The organism is Trinickia symbiotica (genome assembly GCF_003028655.1).
Taxonomy (GTDB): domain Bacteria; phylum Pseudomonadota; class Gammaproteobacteria; order Burkholderiales; family Burkholderiaceae; genus Trinickia; species Trinickia symbiotica_A.
The window spans coordinates 319,234-335,823 of record NZ_PYUC01000007.1; the positions used below are offsets into that span (position 1 = coordinate 319,234).

Annotated in this window: 15 protein-coding genes; 8 read left to right on the forward strand and 7 right to left on the reverse strand. The window is 66.0% G+C overall.

The features are described 5' to 3' along the window. The first annotated feature begins 169 nt into the window (after positions 1-169). Positions 170-592 (forward strand): gamma-glutamylcyclotransferase family protein, encoded by a 423-nt coding sequence (locus tag C9I57_RS16170; protein ID WP_107151653.1) that lies wholly within the window; start codon positions 170-172, stop codon positions 590-592. Between the two features lie 104 nt (positions 593-696). Here the strand turns inward: C9I57_RS16170 and aceB are convergent, their stop codons facing one another. Then, positions 697-2,289, reverse strand: a complete 1,593-nt coding sequence (gene aceB / locus C9I57_RS16175) for a malate synthase A (RefSeq protein WP_107151654.1) — start codon at positions 2,287-2,289, stop codon at positions 697-699. A gap of 234 nt (positions 2,290-2,523) precedes the next feature. Here aceB and C9I57_RS16180 point away from each other — a divergent pair, with 234 nt between their 5' ends. Beyond that, positions 2,524-2,958 (forward strand): universal stress protein, encoded by a 435-nt coding sequence (locus C9I57_RS16180; RefSeq protein ID WP_107151743.1) that lies wholly within the window; start codon positions 2,524-2,526, stop codon positions 2,956-2,958. 115 nt (positions 2,959-3,073) lie between these two features. Here C9I57_RS16180 and aceA read toward each other — a convergent pair whose 3' ends face one another. The 3 genes from aceA to C9I57_RS16195 all read right to left on the reverse strand — a co-directional run bounded on the left by aceA (position 3,074) and on the right by C9I57_RS16195 (position 7,120). Further along, positions 3,074-4,384 carry an isocitrate lyase gene (aceA, locus tag C9I57_RS16185; protein ID WP_107151655.1) on the reverse strand — a complete coding sequence of 437 codons (1,311 nt, stop codon included), beginning with the start codon at positions 4,382-4,384 and terminating at the stop codon, positions 3,074-3,076. Positions 4,385-4,771: 387 nt separating this feature from the next. Beyond that, positions 4,772-6,352: a DEAD/DEAH box helicase gene (locus C9I57_RS16190; RefSeq protein ID WP_107151656.1), complete on the reverse strand. Its 1,581-nt coding sequence runs from the start codon at positions 6,350-6,352 to the stop codon at positions 4,772-4,774. A gap of 498 nt (positions 6,353-6,850) precedes the next feature. Beyond that, positions 6,851-7,120, reverse strand: a complete 270-nt coding sequence (locus tag C9I57_RS16195) for an acyl-CoA-binding protein (RefSeq protein WP_107151744.1) — start codon at positions 7,118-7,120, stop codon at positions 6,851-6,853. 117 nt (positions 7,121-7,237) lie between these two features. On the opposite strand from C9I57_RS16195, the gene tsaB reads away from it, so the two are divergent. Genes tsaB through C9I57_RS16215 form a run of 4 tightly spaced genes read left to right on the forward strand, consistent with a single transcriptional unit; the run spans position 7,238 to position 10,521 of the window. Then, the gene (gene tsaB / locus C9I57_RS16200; protein ID WP_107151657.1) at positions 7,238-8,002 is read left to right on the forward strand and encodes a tRNA (adenosine(37)-N6)-threonylcarbamoyltransferase complex dimerization subunit type 1 TsaB; all 765 of its coding nucleotides are present in this window, start codon (positions 7,238-7,240) and stop codon (positions 8,000-8,002) included. Continuing rightward, positions 7,999-8,493 carry a ribosomal protein S18-alanine N-acetyltransferase gene (gene rimI / locus C9I57_RS16205; RefSeq protein ID WP_107151658.1) on the forward strand — a complete coding sequence of 165 codons (495 nt, stop codon included), beginning with the start codon at positions 7,999-8,001 and terminating at the stop codon, positions 8,491-8,493. The genes tsaB and rimI overlap by 4 nt, the downstream gene beginning before the upstream one ends. Then, positions 8,480-9,421 carry a uracil-DNA glycosylase gene (locus tag C9I57_RS16210; RefSeq protein ID WP_107151659.1) on the forward strand — a complete coding sequence of 314 codons (942 nt, stop codon included), beginning with the start codon at positions 8,480-8,482 and terminating at the stop codon, positions 9,419-9,421. The genes rimI and C9I57_RS16210 overlap by 14 nt, the downstream gene beginning before the upstream one ends. Then, a complete protein-coding gene (locus C9I57_RS16215) occupies positions 9,418-10,521 on the forward strand; it encodes a DUF1853 family protein (protein ID WP_107151660.1) in 1,104 nt (367 codons plus the stop codon). Before C9I57_RS16210 ends, C9I57_RS16215 begins: the two co-directional genes overlap by 4 nt. Here C9I57_RS16215 and thiD read toward each other — a convergent pair. Both thiD and lplT read right to left on the reverse strand, forming a co-directional pair. After that, complete coding sequence (gene thiD, locus C9I57_RS16220; protein WP_107151661.1) at positions 10,506-11,312, reverse strand: bifunctional hydroxymethylpyrimidine kinase/phosphomethylpyrimidine kinase; 807 nt, start codon at positions 11,310-11,312, stop codon at positions 10,506-10,508. The genes C9I57_RS16215 and thiD overlap by 16 nt on opposite strands. A 59-nt stretch (positions 11,313-11,371) precedes the next feature. Next, on the reverse strand, positions 11,372-12,679 hold the full coding sequence (gene lplT / locus C9I57_RS16225) for a lysophospholipid transporter LplT (protein ID WP_107151662.1): 1,308 nt from the start codon (positions 12,677-12,679) through the stop codon (positions 11,372-11,374). Between the two features lie 220 nt (positions 12,680-12,899). On the opposite strand from lplT, the gene alr reads away from it, so the two are divergent. Together alr and radA are read left to right on the forward strand one after the other, a co-directional pair. Continuing rightward, positions 12,900-13,970: an alanine racemase gene (gene alr / locus C9I57_RS16230; RefSeq protein WP_107151663.1), complete on the forward strand. Its 1,071-nt coding sequence runs from the start codon at positions 12,900-12,902 to the stop codon at positions 13,968-13,970. Positions 13,971-14,022: 52 nt separating this feature from the next. Further along, the gene (radA, locus tag C9I57_RS16235; RefSeq protein ID WP_107151664.1) at positions 14,023-15,399 is read left to right on the forward strand and encodes a DNA repair protein RadA; all 1,377 of its coding nucleotides are present in this window, start codon (positions 14,023-14,025) and stop codon (positions 15,397-15,399) included. 128 nt (positions 15,400-15,527) lie between these two features. On the opposite strand, the gene C9I57_RS16240 is transcribed toward radA, so the two are convergent. Then, complete coding sequence (locus C9I57_RS16240; RefSeq protein WP_258187670.1) at positions 15,528-16,586, reverse strand: CaiB/BaiF CoA transferase family protein; 1,059 nt, start codon at positions 16,584-16,586, stop codon at positions 15,528-15,530. Positions 16,587-16,590 lie beyond the last annotated feature (4 nt).

Consider the following 16,590-nt stretch of genomic DNA (forward strand, 5'->3'; position numbering starts at 1 on the left):
GCATAATGCGTCTTTCGATGCGCGTGACCAGCGGGGCTCCCGCGGCACGCGTGCCTTATTCCGTGCTTAGAGCGCGCTTCGAGTCTGCCTGTCAGGCGAGCGGCGCGTCCGGCGGAAAGAGCCACCCACCATGCCACTACGGGGCGAGCGAACAGGAGAACGAGTGCGGATGCGATACGTTTTCGTGTACGGCACGTTGCGCGCGGGCGAGATCAACGATATTGAGCGCGCCGCGGCACGCCATGGCATCGAGGCGCCGCGTCTCGTCGGCACTGCCGCGATTCGCGGGCGTCTCTATGACTTTGGGGCTTACCCGGGACTCGTGCTGGACGCCGCCGCCGGACCCGTGCGCGGCGACGTCTATGAGATCGACGATGCCCTCGTCCCCGTTCTCGACGAAATCGAGGAGGTCTACCCTGGCGTCGACGGGCTTTTCAAGTCTCGCGAAGTCACCGTTGCCGCGGACGGGCGCAACGTGACCTGCCTTTACTATCGCGTCGACGCGGAATCGGTGGCGGGTCTGCCGCGGATCGCAATCGGCGACTGGGTCGAGTACCGGCTGGCACGCGACGCCGAGCCGGCGCTCGGATGACGTCGGGGGCTCGGTTGAAGTCCGGTCCCGAGCGAATGATGGCGCAACGCGCAAACACGGCTGCATCCAGCCCGCGACAGCCGTGCCTGCCGTTCAAGCATGGCTCATAGCTCTTCGTAAAGCGGCAGCGTCAGGAACTCGGTGAATTGCTCCGCCGTCGACATCTTTTCGAAGATCTGCGCGGCACGGACGTAGGGCTCCGCGTCGCTGCCCACCTCGCTCTTCACTTTCTCGAGTTCCTCCTTCGTCAGATCCCGCACGAGTTCGGCCGTGACCTTGCGGCCGTCGTCGAGCTTGCCCTTCGACGAGCGAATCCACTGCCAGACTTGCGAGCGGGAGATCTCCGCCGTCGCGGCATCTTCCATCAGGTTGTGAATCGGCACGCAGCCGTTACCCGCGAGCCAGGAGCCCAGGTAATGGATGCCGACATTGATGTTGTTGCGCAGGCCGGCCTCCGTGATCGGCGTCTCAGGGCGGAAGTCGAGCAGATCCTTCGCCGTTACTTGCACGTCGTCGCGCTGCTTGGCGATCTGATTCGGCTTGTCGCCGAGCACCTTGACGAACTCTTCCATCGCAACCGCAACGAGCCCCGGATGCGCAACCCAGCCGCCGTCATAGCCGTCCGTGGCATCGCGCGCTTTGTCGGCGCGTACGCCGCTCATCGCCTTTTCGTTCGCCGCCGCGTCGCTCTTGATCGGGATCAGCGCGCTCATGCCGCCGATCGCGGGCGCGTTGCGCCTGTGACAGACCTTCAGCAGATGCAACGCATAGGCGCGCATGAACGGCACCGTCATCGTGATCTGCGCGCGGTCCGCGAGGCAGAAGTCTTTGTCGTTCCTGAATTTCTTGATTGCCGAGAAGATGTAGTCCCAGCGGCCCGCGTTGAGCCCCGAACTGTGCTCGCGCAACTCGTAGAGAATTTCGTCCATCTCGAAGGCCGCGAGGATCGTTTCGATCAGCACTGTCGCGCGGATGGTGCCGCGGGCGATGCCGAGCGTTTCTTGTGCCGCGACGAACACGTCGTTCCAGAGGCGCGCTTCTAGATGGCTCTCGAGCTTCGGCAGATAAAAGTAGGGGCCGCTGCCGCGCGCGACGAGTTCCTTCGCGTTATGGAAGAGATAGAGCGCGAAATCGAAGATGCCGCCCGATACGCGCTGGCCATCGACCGTCACGTGCTTCTCGTCGAGGTGCCAGCCGCGCGGACGCACGATCAACGTAGCGATCTTATCGTTGAGCTTGTATGTCTTGCCGCTCTGCTCGAGCGAAATCGTGCGGCGCACCGCGTCGATCAGATTCAACTGCCCCGTGATCTGGTTGTGCCAGTTCGGCGTGTTCGAATCCTCGAAGTCCGTCATGTAGGCGTCGGCGCCGGAGTTCAGTGCGTTGATGATCATCTTGCGCTCGACGGGGCCCGTGATCTCGACGCGCCGGCATTCGAGATCGCGCGGAAGCGGCGCGATCGTCCAATCGCTTTCTCGAATCGCTTTAGTCTCGGCGAGGAAGCTCGGGCGCTCACCTGCATCGAGCCGTTCGGTCCGGGCCGCGCGCGCCTGCAAAAGCTCGCGGCGGCGCGGCTCGAACGTGCGATGCAGTTTCGCGACGAGCGCGAGCGCATCGTGCGTGAGAATCTTCTCGAAGCCCGGCTCGATGGCGCCGGTGATTTCAACGCCCGAAGGCAAGGGCAGCGTGTTGGGCATGATGGTATGTCTCCTGGAATGGGATGATCGAGAGCGGCGGGGCGCGGCGAACGAGCGGGTCGCGCGGCGAGGCGGTCGGGTCGGGCGGGTTTTCGATATGCGGACTGTCCCTTACATCGGACGAAAGCGGCGCGACCCGCGCACTACAATCGGATCAGGCGCTGCCGCCTTCGCACAACGCGCGCATCGCGGCGACGCCGCGCCATGCGCGACGCAGCCGCCGAGGAGGGCATCATGTTCAAGCACATCCTGGTCCCGACCGACGGTTCGGATCTCTCGCAAAAGGCGATCGACGGCGCGATCGAGCTTGCGCGATCGATCGGCGCGCGTGTCACTGCCTACGCTTGTCTTCCCCAGTACCCTTATTCGCCGTTTTCCGATGTGGCCGTCGAGCCGCCGGAAGACTTCGTCGCGCGCAGCGAACGCGAAGCTCGCTCGCACCTGGACGACGTGACGGAGGCAGCCCGGCGCGCGGGCGTCGCCTGCACGTGCCAGACGAGCGTGCATCCGTCGCCCTACCTCGGCATCATCGAAGCCGCGGAGCAGGGCGGCTGCGACGTCATTTTCATGGCGTCCCACGGGCGCCGTGGGCTGGGCAGTCTGCTCATCGGCAGCGAAACGCAGCGCGTGCTCACGCATACGAAGATCCCCGTCCTCGTCTACCGATAGGCGCGCCGTGCAATAGCGCCGATCGGTCCGTCACCGGCGCGCCGGGGCGGCGCGAAGACGCGAGCGGGCCCGGCTGGCCCGTCGCGTTTCCGAATGGCTCCTCACGCTGATGTGCCTAGGCGGCGACCTTCTTGGTGTCGAAGAATTGCTCGTCTTCGGTCGAACCGTGAAGCGCCGTCGTCGATGCTTCGCGCTCGACTGTCTGCGTCACGGCGTCGAAGTAGCCGGTACCGACTTCGCGCTGATGCTTGACGGCCGTGAAGCCCTTCTCGGCCGCCGCGAATTCGGCCTGCTGCAGATCGACGAATGCGCTCATCTGCGTGCGCGCGTAGCCGTATGCGAGGTCGAACATCGAGTAGTTGAGCGAGTGGAAGCCCGCCAGCGTGATGAACTGGAACTTGTAACCCATCGCCCCGAGTTCCTTCTGGAACTTGGCGATCGTGGCATCGTCGAGATTCTTCTTCCAGTTGAACGAAGGCGAGCAGTTGTAGGCCAGCAGCTTGTCGGGGAATTGCTTGTGGATCGCTTCGGCGAATTTCTTCGCGTATTCGAGATCGGGCTTGCCCGTTTCGCACCAGACGAGATCGACGTAGGGCGCGTACGCGAGGCCGCGCGAGACCGCTTGCGCGAGCCCGGGCTTCGTGCGGAAGAATCCTTCGATGGTGCGCTCGCCGGTCAGGAACGGCTTGTCGTTCTCATCGACGTCGGACGTGATGAGGTCGGCCGCTTCGGCGTCGGTGCGGGCGATCAGCACCGACGGCACGCCGCAGACATCGGCCGCCAGGCGCGCCGCGACGAGCTTGGCGATGTTCTCGCGCGTCGGCACGAGCACCTTGCCGCCCATATGGCCGCATTTCTTCACGGAGGCGAGCTGATCTTCGAAGTGCACGCCCGCGGCGCCGGCTTCGATCATCGCCTTCATGAGTTCGAAGGCATTGAGGACGCCGCCGAAGCCCGCTTCCGCGTCAGCGACGATCGGCGCGAAGAAATCGATAAAGCCTTCGTCGCCCGGGTCCTTGCCTTCCGACCACTGGATCTGGTCCGCTCGCGTGAACGTGTTGTTGATGCGCTTGACGACCTGCGGGACGGAATTGGCGGGATAGAGCGACTGGTCAGGATACATCTCGCCGGCGACGTTCGCATCGCCCGCGACTTGCCAGCCGGATAAATAGATCGCCTTGAGGCCTGCCTTGACCTGCTGCATCGCCTGGTTGCCGGTCAGCGCGCCGAGCGCGTTGACGAACGGCTCCGTATTGATGAGCTTCCAGAGCTTCTCGGCGCCGTGCTTGGCGATCGTATGCTCGGCTTGCAGCGAACCGCGCAGACGCACGACGTCTTCGGCCGTGTAGCCGCGCTTGACGCCCTTCCAGCGAGCGTCGGTCTCCCACTGTCGTTGAAGTTGAGTTGCCTGCTCTTGACGGGACATGATGTGCTCCTTGTTGCCTAGAGTAAAAAAAAGCCTGTGCTCGTCGTCGTTCGCCGGCGGCGAAGTCTTATATAAGAGTCTAGGTAATCTCGTTAGCTGGCAACAGCCATCGTCTGTATCTTTTTTAGCCTTTATTTTCCTTTAATATCAAGGCATTATGTTTTTCATTTCACGATAAGAAACGACATCTTTCATCACGCAACGCTAGTCGTTGTGCCACGCAGCACCGTTTTTACGACTCAAAAATATTTTTCGCATTGTGAAATATGGAGACAGGCTACGGCCGCGTCGTTCGGGGCGGGTAGGAGCCTGTCCGATCGCCGGCGGCCTGGTTGGCGCCGGGATCCGCCGGCGCGCCCGTGAAGAGGCGCGCCGGCTGTTGCCGCGTTAGCTACCGCGGCGCGTGCCTCGCGCACTGTCGCCGCGCCGGGCGGCGTAGCCATCCCGGGAGCCGTCGGTCGGCCGGCCGCTCCAGCCGTTGCCGCCGCGCCGGTCGCCATTGGCGGACGCCTTGCCGCGGCTTTCTCCGTATCCACCAGCGCCGCGCGAGTTGCCGGCGCCCGTGCCTGCCGCGTTCGAGCCGAAGCGCCGACGCTCGCCGCCGGGGCGGCCTCGGCCGCCCGCGCCCGCGCGCGATTTCGCGGGCGGCGCCTTGCGCGGCTCGAATCCCTCGATGACGTTGACCGGAAGCGGCGAGCGCACGAAGCGCTCGATCCGCTTCAATGCGCCTTGCTCCGCATGATGAACGAGGCTCACCGCCGTGCCCGAACGGCCCGCCCGGCCGGTGCGGCCGATACGGTGAACATAGTCCTCGGCGAACTTCGGCAGATCGTAGTTGAACACGTGCGTGATGCCCGGAATGTCGATACCGCGGGCCGCGACGTCGGTCGCCACGAGCACGCGCAAACGGCGCTCGCGCAGCGCGCGGATCGTCCGGTTGCGCGCGCCTTGCGGCAAGTCACCGTGGAGCGCCGCCGAGGCGAAGCCGGCATCGGCAAGGCGGCCGGCGAGCTGGTCGGCATCGTTTTTCGTCGCCGTGAAGACGATCGCCTGGTCGAGCGCGGCATCGCGCAGCAGGTGATCGAGCAGGCGGTCCTTATGGTCGCGGTCGTCCACGAAATGCACCGTCTGTGCGATGTTCGAGCTCGACTCGGCTTGCCGGCGAATCTCGATGCGCTCCGGGTCGCGCAGCAACCGGTTCGTGAGCGAGCCGATCTTGCCGTCGAGCGTGGCCGAGAACAGCATCGTCTGGCGCGACGCGGGCGTGGCGGCGACGATCGTCTCGATGTCGTCGATGAAGCCCATGTCGAGCATGCGGTCGGCTTCGTCGAGCACGAGCATCTGCAATTGCGACAGATCGATGCGGCCGCGCTCGAGGTGATCGAGCAGGCGCCCCGGCGTGGCCACGAGAATTTCGGGATTCTTCGCGAGCAGCATCAACTGCTGGCCGTAGGCGACGCCGCCGAGAATGCTGACCGTTCGCAACCGGCGCAGATGCTTGCCGTAGGTCGACGCCGCGGTCGTCACCTGCATGGCGAGTTCGCGCGTCGGCGTGAGGACGAGCAGACCCGGGCGCGCCACGGGCGGCCCGCGCCGTGAGCGGCGCTCGCCGTTCTGTTCCCCCGGCTGCGAGGCTGGCGTCTTTTGCAGCTGGGCGAAGCGCTCGATGGCCGGCAGCATGAAGGCTGCCGTTTTACCGGAGCCGGTCGGGCTCGACACGAGCAGGTCTCGGCCTGCCAAGCCGGCCGGAATGGCACGTTGCTGAACGGGCGTCGGCTCGACGTAGCCCGCGGCCGTCAGTGCGGAGACGATGGCGGGCGAAAGGCCCAGCGCGGCAAAGCCGCTGCCTGCGGGTGCGGCCACCTGGGGCTCGTCGCCGGCGGGCGTCGCTGCGTCGTCGAGATGGAGTGCGCGATCGGCGATGGCGGTGAGCGGGGAGGCCGAGGTGGGGATGAAGCTCGAAGTCATGAGAATCCTTGTGACACAGGGAAAAAACGCCGGCGCCAATCGACCGTTTCGTTCGAGATCGGAACTACGCGCAAATGCGCTCATTCCGACCGACCTGAGTCACAGGTTCGGCCTGCACGACCGCTGCGAGCAAATCGAAAAACGGGGGCAGCCCGCATGTTGCTGCGAGCATTTCGTTAGAAGCTGTTTCGAATGCGGGACGCCGGGAAGACGCCGCCGCCAGCCGTTCAAGACGACCCGTAGCGGGCCTAGGCGGAAGGGACAGTTTCTAAACTGGATTGGAGCGGAACGCTACTTTAGCGCCCGATCGCAGCGGAAGCCGAGGAAGACTTCCGCCACGACAAGACGCGGAGCGGATTATACCGGGTTTTGCTGCGCTGCGCCACCCAAACCGCTTCGCTTCGAGAGGGCCCGCGAACGGCCGGACCCGCACGCGGCGAGCCGATTCGCGAAAAACCGATCTCGCGCGAAACAGGCGCGCGATGGAGGACACCCTGATTAGCTCACCGCGCCGCTTTTGAGCGATTCGACGAGCTCGATGTAGAGCTCTTTCGCGCGATCCCGGTCCGTCCCCTTGAGCGAAGCCCAGGCGTCGTACTTGTACTTGCCGACGATGTCGGCGAAGCCGGGCTTGTCGCCGTGCGCGTCGCCCTCCGTTGCCTGCTTGTAGAGCGCGTAAAGCCGCAGCAGCGTCATGTTGCCCGGTTTTTCGGCCAGCGCCTTCACGTCGGTCAGCGCCTGCTCGAAACGCGCGTCGAGAGTGGTCATCGAACGTTCTCCTTGCCTGAAGATCAGGCGGCCGATCATAGCAAGCGGCGAGCGCGAAAGCCTGGAGCACTGCCTCCAAACGCGGTCAGTCACTGGCGTCGCATTACAATACCGGCCATGACCCGTACCGTTTTACTTGCGATCGATACTTCGACCGAATATTGCTCGGTTGCATTGCTTTGTTCCGACGATAAGCCTGGCGCGCAATCCGTCACACCTTCACGCATCTGGGGCCGTCACGACAGGACCGGCGCCGTATCGAGCGCGCGCGTGCTGCCCGCGGTGCGCGAGCTCTTCGACGAAGCGGGACTCGCACTGGCCGAGTGCTCCGCGATCGCATTCGGCGCCGGCCCAGGCTCGTTCACAGGCCTGCGCACGGCCACTGGGGTGGCGCAAGGGCTGGCGTTCGCGCTCCGCGTGCCCGTGGTTCCCGTCAGCACGCTGCTCGCCTGCGCCGAGAGCGCCAGGATGCGCGATGCGGCGTCGACGCGCGTGCTCGCCGTGCTCGACGCGCGCATGGACGAAGTCTATTGGGCCGACTACGCGTGGGATGCCGGCGAGGGCGAATGGAAGACGCTGTCGCGGCCCGCGCTCGCGGCGCCCGCGGCCGTCGTCGTTCCTTCCGAGCCGTTCGCGCTCGCGGGCAACGCCGCGGCTCAGTTCGGCGAGCGGCTGCCGGCCGCGGCGGCGGCGAGCATCGTCGACCACGATGCGGTTCCGCACGCCGTTCCGCTTGCGTACGCGGCCTTGCGCGCCTATCGCGGCGGCCGCACGGTGCCGGCCGATCAGGCGGCGCCCGAATACGTGCGCGACAAAGTCGCGCAAACGACGGCCGAGCGGCTCGCGGCACGGGCCGTTCAGGTGGGGGAGTCGGCTCCATGAGCGGAGTGTTGCTGACCGACCGCTACATGACGCCGATGACCGACGCGGACCTCGACGAAGTCGCGGTCGTCGAGCGCGAAGCCTATGAGTTTCCATGGACGCGCGGCAACTTCGAGGATTCGCTGCGCAACGGCTACTTCGGCGTCTGCATGCGGCACGTCACAGGCATGCTCATCGGCTACTGCGTGCTCATGCCCGTCGTCGACGAAATGCATCTGCTGAACCTCTGCGTCGCGCCGCGTGCTCAGCGCACGGGGGCGGGGCTCGCTTTGCTGCGCGAAGCCGTGCACATCGCGCGCGGCAAGGGGCTTGCGGGCATCCTGCTCGAGGTCCGGCCGTCGAACCTGCGCGCCGTGCGGCTCTACGAGCGCTTCGGCTTCGTGACGATCGGCCGCCGCAAGAACTACTATCCCGCCCGCCATCGCGGCCGCGAAGACGCGCTCGTGATGCGATTCACGTTTCCGAAGGAGGACGCGCATGGCGTTCGATGAAGCCGCGCTCGAAACTTTGGGGCTCGCGCCGATCTGGGTGCGGCGAGGTGCGCGGACAGCGACGACAGCAGCGGCAGCGGTCGCCGAGATCTCGTCGGGCGGGGATCGCGGCGCCACGGCACCGGCAACGACCGTCGCCGTGCCAGCCGCGGCGGCGCGCGAAGCGACCAAGCCTGTGCCGCCGGTCGAGCCGACGGTCCGAGGGCAGGCGGACTCGAACGAGAACGAGACATCATTCGACGACGTCGATCTGGCTGGGGTCGACGTGTCGCCGCGAGCAGCTTCCGCCGACATTCCGCCGACTGCTTCGGCGCGGACCCGTAACGCGGACGCGTCGGAGCCCGACGTCGCCTCGCTCGACTGGGAGGCGCTCGAGGCGCGTGTCGCGTCCTGCCAGCTTTGCCGCCTCTGCGAGCGGCGCACGAAGACGGTCTTCGGCGTCGGCGATCGCGAAGCCGACTGGATGCTGATCGGCGAGGGGCCGGGGGAAAACGAGGACAAGCAGGGCGAGCCGTTCGTCGGGCAGGCCGGCAAGCTGCTCGACAGCATGCTGCATGCGCTCGAGCTTGCGCGCGGCCGCAACGTCTATATCGCGAACGTCGTCAAATGCCGTCCGCCCGGCAATCGGAATCCGGAACCCGACGAAGTGGCGCGCTGCGAGCCCTACTTGCAGCGTCAGGTCGAACTCGTGAAGCCGAAGCTGATCGTCGCGCTCGGCCGCGTGGCGGCGCAGAACCTCCTGAAGACCGACGCAAGCATCTCCTCGTTGCGCGGGCGCGTTCATCGATACGAGGACGTACCCGTCATCGTTACCTATCATCCGGCCTACTTGTTGCGCAGCCTGACGGACAAGGCGAAAGCCTGGGTCGACCTGTGCCTTGCGCACGATACCTACCGGCGTGCGCTCGCCGAAGAGGCCGATCGATGAACGCGCTCGAGCCGGCCGAACGGCGAGCCGTGCTCGAAGCGTTGCTGGCTGTACTCGACGACGACGCCGTACGCGATCTGGCCTGGCTCCTCTTCAGTCCACCTCTGCTGCGCGAACAGCCCCCGCTCGGCATGCTGGTGAATGCCTTCGAGACGGTGGATGAAGTGGCTGCGACCGAAGCCTGGCTTCTCGCGCTCGATCGCGATTCGGATCCGTTGCGGCAAACGCTCGCCACATCGCGGCTGACACGGCTCGGCCGGTATGCCGAATGTCTGCTGGCGTACTTTCTCGCCCACGGTCCGGCGACGCGGCTCATCGCCGCGAATGTGGCGCTGCGCCTCGCGGGGCGCACGGTCGGGGAATGTGATTTCCTCGTCGAAACGGCAAGCGGCCGGCGCCAGCATTGGGAGCTCGCGGTCAAGTGCTACCTCCATCTGGGCGGTGAGCCGGCGTCTCTCGCCGATTATGTCGGACCGAACCTGCAGGATCGCTTCGATGTAAAGCTCGCCCGTCTGCTCGAGCATCAGTTGCCGTTGTCGGCGCGCGACGAATTCGCTTCGCTCGGCCACGCAGGCCCATGGGAAGCTCAGATGCTCGTCAAAGGCTGGCTGTTTTACCGTTGGCAAGAAGATGCCCCCGTCGGCAGTGTTGCTCCGTCTCCGTTGCATCCCCAAGCTGTCGATCCGCTGCACGCACGCGGCTTCTGGATCACACGGGCGCAGTGGCCGCGCTTCGCGGCGCGGCCCGCGTGCGACGCGACCCGAGTCGACGCTTTGGCGTCCTACTCAGGTCTCGAGCACAGCTCACGCTTGTCGCTCGAGCGCGCCGACGCGTGGGCGGTTCTGCCACGGCTGGCGTGGCTTGCGCCGCGGCGCTCGAGCAAAGGCGACGGGGCGCAGGCGGCCGGGCTTTCCACGGCGCAGGCGCTCGCCGAGCGGTTGGCCCAGCACGACGATCCGACGATGGTCGCGGCGTTCGTCCGTGCGGAGGACGATGACGGCTCGCCTTATTGGCGCGAATGCGCGCGCGGCTTCGTCGTACCCGACGATTGGCCCGAGCGAGCCAGCGCCTTCGCGAGCCGGCCTTACCACCAGCGGTGAAAATGATGGAGCGGCCCGATCCCGCTCCCGACGCTCAGCCGGCCGCTTTCGCGCAACGCATCGAGCAAGTAGGCCTTGGCGTCGGCGATGGCGCTCCTGAGGTCAGCGCGCTGCGGCACGAGGGCAGCGATGGCCGAAGACAGCGTACAGCCGGTGCCGTGCGTATTCGAGACAGCGATGCGAGGGCCGCCGAACCGGTGCGGGCCGTTCGCGTCGACGAGCCAGTCGGGGCTGTCGGGCGCCGCAAGGTGTCCGCCTTTCATCAGTACGGCATGGGCGCCGAGCGCGCGCAACGCTTCGCCCTGACGCAGCATCTCCGGCTCGTCCGCGGCCGGGACGACGCCCAGCAGCGCGGCCGCTTCGGGCAGATTCGGCGTGACGACTGTCGCGAGCGGCAGCAGTTCGTCGCGCAGCACCGCGACTGCCTCCGGTTCGAGCAGCGCGCGATGGCTTTTGGAGATCATCACCGTATCGAGTACGACGCAAGGCGGTTCATAGCGTCGCAACGCGGCCGCGACGACGCGCACGATGGAAGCATTCGAGAGCATGCCGATCTTGACCGCGTCGATGCCGATATCGCCGAAGACCGCGTCGAGCTGCGCCGCGACGAATGATGCGTCGGGCGTGTGGACAGCCGTGACCCCCTGCGTATTTTGCGCCGTCAACGCTGTGACGACGCTCGCACCGTACGCGCCGAGCGCCGACAACGTCTTCAGATCGGCCTGAATGCCGGCGCCGCCGCCCGAGTCGGAGCCGGCGATCGTCAACACGTTCGGAATGGAGCGCGACATGGTTCTAGGCGTGCGAGAGCGGGACGTGTGCGAAGCCTCAGGACACCGGCCTGCGCCCGTCAGTGCTTGACCTCGCCGATCAATGCGACGGCGTCGAACGCGCGCTGATTGGCCTGGTGGCGGCGCATGACCATCCACATCGTCAGGCAGACGAACGTGCCGAACAGCACGATGACGATGGCAACGGGCACATCGAGCCAGACGAGCACCGCATAGAGGCAAAGCATGACGAGGACCGAAAGATTCTCGTTGAAGTTCTGCACGGCGATCGAATGGCCCGCGGAGAGCAGCACGTGGCCCCTGTGCTGCAGCAGCGCGTTCATCGGCACGACGAAGAAGCCCGAGAGCGCGCCGACGAACATGAGAAACACGTAGGCGATGATGAGATAGCCGGGCACGCGCATATGCCCGAAGTAGAGGCCCCAGTTCGGCGGGACGAGATTGCGCGTATAAAACGCCATCACCATGACGGCGATGCCCATGAGAATGCCGACGGGCAAGACGCTCAGCGATTTCTTGAGCGGCACTTTGGCGGCGGCCATCATGGCCCCGACCGCCACGCCGACCGCGACGATGGCCTGCAGGATCGCGCCTTCGGACAGCGACATGCCGAGCGAGACCTCGGCCCATTTGAGCACGATGAATTGCAGCGTCGCGCCGGCGCCCCAGAAGAGCGTGGTGACGGCGAGCGAAATCTGCCCGAGCTTGTCGCGCCAGAGCGTCAGGAAACAATCCGCGAAATCGGTCACGAGCCTGATCGGGCCGTGCTGCTGTTTCGGATAGCGGGCGCCCGTATCGGGAATGCGCAGATTGAAGATGGCCGCGACGATATAGATGCCGACGATCACGACCATGGCCGCCTCGGCGGCCGTGGCGATGACGGGGATATGGTGGCGGAGGATATGACTCGCAATGTGCGGGCTGATCAGCGCGCCGCCGAGCACGGTGCCGAGGATGATGGAGGCGACGGTCGTTCCCTCGATCCAGCCGTTGGCGGCCACGAGCCTCTCGGGCGGCAGCAGCTCCGTGAGAATGCCGTACTTGGCGGGCGAGTAGGCGGCGGCGCCGAAGCCGACGATGCCGTAGGCGATGAGCGGATGCGCGCCGAACAGCATGAACAGGCACCCGCCGATCTTGATCGTGTTCGTCACGAACATGACGCGCCCTTTTGGGCGCGAATCGGCGAACGCGCCGACGAAGGCGGCCAGCACGACGTACGAAAGGACGAAGAACAGCTTCAGCAGCGGTGTCATCCAGTTCGGGGCGTGAAGGTCTTTGAGCAGTGCAATGGCGGCGATCAGAAGGGCGCTATCGGCCAGCGACGAGAAGAACTGCGCGGCCATGATGGAATAAAAACCTTTTTTCATCTGATGCGTGTGTGTCCTCGCTGCGGTCGTCCGCCCGGCCGCGCGAGAGACGCGTTGGGACCTATGCCGTTCGAAATGGGTTGTGCGCACGGCTTTATATCACGAAAATAGGTGCCTTCGGACTGCCGGCGCGTCGGGAAGACGACGCTTTTTGGCCGGTTTATATGCACGAAAAGAGCGCCACGAGCGTTCTTCGTTCCCTATTCAGACGAAAACACCTATGCCGCGCCCGCTTCTCGCCACCGTTCATACCGCCGCCTTAGCCAACAATCTTGCCGTCGCGCGCCGCCATGCGCCGCGCTCGAAAGTCTGGGCCGTCGTCAAGGCCAACGCCTACGGCCACGGGCTCGCCCGCGCATTTCCCGGTCTGCGCGCGACGGACGGCTTCGGCCTGCTCGATCTCGAAGAGGCGGTCAAGCTGCGCGAGCTCGGCTGGGCCGGGCCGATCCTTCTGCTGGAAGGGTTTTTTCGACCGACCGACATCGACGTCATCGATCGCTATAGCCTGACGACGACGGTGCATTGCGACGAGCAGCTGCGCATGCTCGAAATGGCCCGGCTTTCGAAGCCCGTCAACATCCAGTTGAAGATGAACACGGGCATGAATCGGCTCGGGTATATGCCCGAGAAGTTCCGCGCGGCCTGGGAGCGCGCGCGCGCTTGCCCCGGCGTCGGCCAGATCGTATTGATGACCCATTTCGCGGATGCCGACAGCGAGCGCGGCATCAGCGAGCAGATGGCGGCCTTCGAGCGCGGCGCCGAAGGGATCGCGGGCGCGCGCAGTCTCGCGAACTCGGCGGCGACGCTCTGGCACCCGCAGTCGCATTTCGACTGGGTCCGGCCCGGCATCATCCTTTATGGCGGGTCGCCGTCGGGCGTCTCCAGCGCGATCGAGGGGCTGGGCCTGCAGCCGGCGATGACCCTCGCCTCCGAGCTGATCGCGGTGCAGACGCTTGCGGCCGGGCAAACGGTCGGCTACGGGTCGACGTTCGCCGCGGCGGGGCCGATGCGCGTCGGCGTGGTCGCCTGCGGGTACGCGGATGGTTATCCGCGCTGCGCGCCCGAAGGCACGCCGGTCTTCGTCGATGGCGTGCGCACGCGCGTCGTGGGCCGCGTATCGATGGACATGATCACGGTCGACCTCACGCCATGCCCGACGGCGAACGTCGGCTCGCGCGTCGAGCTGTGGGGCGCGCAGCTATCGATCGACGACGTCGCTCGCGCTTGCGGCACGATCGGCTACGAGCTCATGTGCGCCGTGGCGCAGCGTGTGCCCGTGCGCGCCGAATAAACCGCCCGGCTTCCTCCGGAAAAAGAACCGACAAGAACGATCAAGGCGGCGCGTGGCAAAGCAGAAAACGACCTTTACCTGTTCCGAATGCGGAGGGCAGGCCCCTAAGTGGCAAGGGCAGTGCCCAGCCTGCGGGGCGTGGAATACGCTCATCGAGGCGGTCGCGCCTGCGACGGGCGGGCATCGCTTCCAGGCGCTCGCGAAAAGTGCCCCCGTGCAGCGTCTCGCCGAAATCGAAGCCGCGGACGTACCGCGTTTTTCGACGGGCATCGGCGAATTCGATCGCGTGCTCGGCGGCGGATTCGTCGCGGGCGGCGTCGTACTGATCGGCGGCGATCCGGGTATCGGCAAGTCGACGCTTTTGCTGCAATCGCTCGCCGCCGTCGCCGAAAGCCGCCGCGCGCTTTATATCAGCGGCGAGGAATCGGCCGCGCAAATCGGCTTGCGCGCGCAGCGGCTCACGTTGCTCGAACCGGGCTCCAAGGCCGCCGAACTGAAGTTGCTTGCCGAGATCCAGCTCGAGAAGATTCAGGCAGCGATCGAGGCCGAGCGTCCCGACGTGGCCGTGATCGACTCGATTCAGACCGTTTACTCCGAGGCGCTGACTTCGGCGCCGGGCTCGGTCGCGCAGGTGCGCGAGTGCGCGGCACAATTGACGCGCATCGCGAAGCAGTCGGGCACGACGATCGTCATGGTCGGGCACGTGACGAAGGAGGGCAACCTCGCCGGGCCGCGCGTGCTCGAGCATATCGTCGATACCGTCCTCTATTTCGAAGGCGATACGCACTCGTCGTTCCGCCTCGTGCGCGCGTTCAAGAACCGCTTCGGCGCCGTCAACGAGCTCGGCGTCTTCGCCATGACCGAGCGAGGCTTGCGCGGCGTCGCCAATCCGTCCGCGCTGTTTCTCTCGCAGCATGGCCAGCATGTGCCGGGCTCGTGCGTGCTCGTCACGCAGGAAGGGTCCCGGCCGCTGCTCGTCGAGATTCAGGCGCTCGTCGATACGGCCCATGTGCCGAATCCGCGGCGTCTCGCAGTCGGGCTCGAGCAGAACCGGCTCGCCATGCTGCTCGCGGTGCTGCATCGCCATGCGGGCATCGCCTGTTTCGATCAGGACGTGTTTCTCAATGCGGTCGGCGGTGTCAAGATCGCCGAGCCGGCCGCCGATCTTGCCGTATTGCTCGCTATCCATTCGTCGATGCGCAATAAGCCGCTCGGCAAGGGGCTCATCGTCTTCGGCGAAGTCGGGCTCGCCGGCGAAATCCGGCCTTCGCCGCGCGGCCAGGAGCGGCTCAAGGAAGCGGCGAAGCTCGGCTTTACCGCGGCGTTGATCCCGAAGGCCAATGCGCCGAAGCAGGCCGTCGACGGCTTGCAGGTGCTCGCCGTCGAGCGCATCGAAGAGGCGATCGACCGCGTGAAGGAGCTGGAATAGGGCGTGGTGAGGGGGCGTGCATCACGCATGGCCCCTTCGCAGGCGCCTGACTAGCCTGACCGAATTCATCCCGAGTCGCGGTGGCCGAGGCGGCTTTCGGCTTTCGGCTCGCGGCTCGCGGCTTGTAATTAAGCCGGGGCGACGTTGCGGAACAGCAGGTGGCGGCGCGCCTCCTCGACCGTGAGGACCGGCGAGACGCAGCAATCGAGCGGCTCGAGTAGCTCAAGCCAGCTTGCGAGCGGTTGCACGGCAATGCGTGCGGCGAGCTCGCGAGTGAGCGCGGTCGCATCGGGGCCGCCGATGGCTTGCCCGAGACTCCAGTGGCGGCTTGCCCAGTCTTCGCGGCCGAGCGCCCGGCACAGCTTTTCCCAGAACTTCAGTTCGAGCGCGCCCACCGCGAGCCAGCGGCGGTCCGCCGTGCGGTAGACGTTGTAGCAGGGCACGCCGCCGTCGAGGAGCCCGCGGCTGCCGGCGCGCGCATCGGCCGCGCCTTGTGCGCCCGAGGCCGCATCCCTCGTCTCCAGCGCCGCACGCGCCACGACGTTGTTGTCGCGAATCGCATGCGTCATCGATACGTCGAGGAAGGCGCCATTGCCGCCCTGGGCGGCCTGCCAGAGCGCCGCGAGAATTTGCGTGACGGCCGTGGCCGCGCCGCCGAGCAAATCGGCGATCTGGATATTGGGAACGACGAGGGTGCCGTCGGCTGCTCGGATCTGATCGAGCACGCCCGCGTAACCGAGGTAGTTGATGTCATGGCCGGGCCGATGCGCCAGCGGTCCGTGCGCGCCGTAGCCCGTGATCGCGCAGTAGACGAGCTTCGGATTGATCTGCGCGAGGCTCGCATAGTCGAGCCCGAGACGCGCCATCACGCCCGGACGAAAACTCTCGACGAGCACATGCGATTCGCGCACGAGCGCGCGCAGCACCGTGCGGCCCGTTTCACTCTTGAGGTCGAGCCGCGTCTCGCGCTTGCCGCGATTGACGATCCGATAGAACGCGCTCGGCCGGCCGGCGGCCCGGTCAGCGGCACTTTGCATCATGGCGCGTGCGCCGTCGCCGGCACCGGGCTCCTCGATCTTGAGGACGTCGGCGCCGAGCTCGGCCAGCCGCAGCGTGGCGACCGGGCCCGGCAACAGGCGGGTGAGATCGAGTACGCGAAGACCTCGCAGCGGACTATGCGTCGCCAACGAA

Excerpts from the sequence above, each read along its gene's own strand:
- C9I57_RS16170 (WP_107151653.1), top strand. The coding sequence starts at position 170 with ATGCGATACGTTTTCGTGTACGGCACGTTGCGCGCGGGCGAGATCAAC.
- aceB (WP_107151654.1), bottom strand. The coding sequence starts at position 2,289 with ATGCCCAACACGCTGCCCTTGCCTTCGGGCGTTGAAATCACCGGCGCC.
- C9I57_RS16180 (WP_107151743.1), top strand. The coding sequence starts at position 2,524 with ATGTTCAAGCACATCCTGGTCCCGACCGACGGTTCGGATCTCTCGCAA.
- aceA (WP_107151655.1), bottom strand. The coding sequence starts at position 4,384 with ATGTCCCGTCAAGAGCAGGCAACTCAACTTCAACGACAGTGGGAGACC.
- C9I57_RS16190 (WP_107151656.1), bottom strand. The coding sequence starts at position 6,352 with ATGACTTCGAGCTTCATCCCCACCTCGGCCTCCCCGCTCACCGCCATC.
- C9I57_RS16195 (WP_107151744.1), bottom strand. The coding sequence starts at position 7,120 with ATGACCACTCTCGACGCGCGTTTCGAGCAGGCGCTGACCGACGTGAAG.
- tsaB (WP_107151657.1), top strand. The coding sequence starts at position 7,238 with ATGACCCGTACCGTTTTACTTGCGATCGATACTTCGACCGAATATTGC.
- rimI (WP_107151658.1), top strand. The coding sequence starts at position 7,999 with ATGAGCGGAGTGTTGCTGACCGACCGCTACATGACGCCGATGACCGAC.
- C9I57_RS16210 (WP_107151659.1), top strand. The coding sequence starts at position 8,480 with ATGGCGTTCGATGAAGCCGCGCTCGAAACTTTGGGGCTCGCGCCGATC.
- C9I57_RS16215 (WP_107151660.1), top strand. The coding sequence starts at position 9,418 with ATGAACGCGCTCGAGCCGGCCGAACGGCGAGCCGTGCTCGAAGCGTTG.
- thiD (WP_107151661.1), bottom strand. The coding sequence starts at position 11,312 with ATGTCGCGCTCCATTCCGAACGTGTTGACGATCGCCGGCTCCGACTCG.
- lplT (WP_107151662.1), bottom strand. The coding sequence starts at position 12,679 with ATGAAAAAAGGTTTTTATTCCATCATGGCCGCGCAGTTCTTCTCGTCG.
- alr (WP_107151663.1), top strand. The coding sequence starts at position 12,900 with ATGCCGCGCCCGCTTCTCGCCACCGTTCATACCGCCGCCTTAGCCAAC.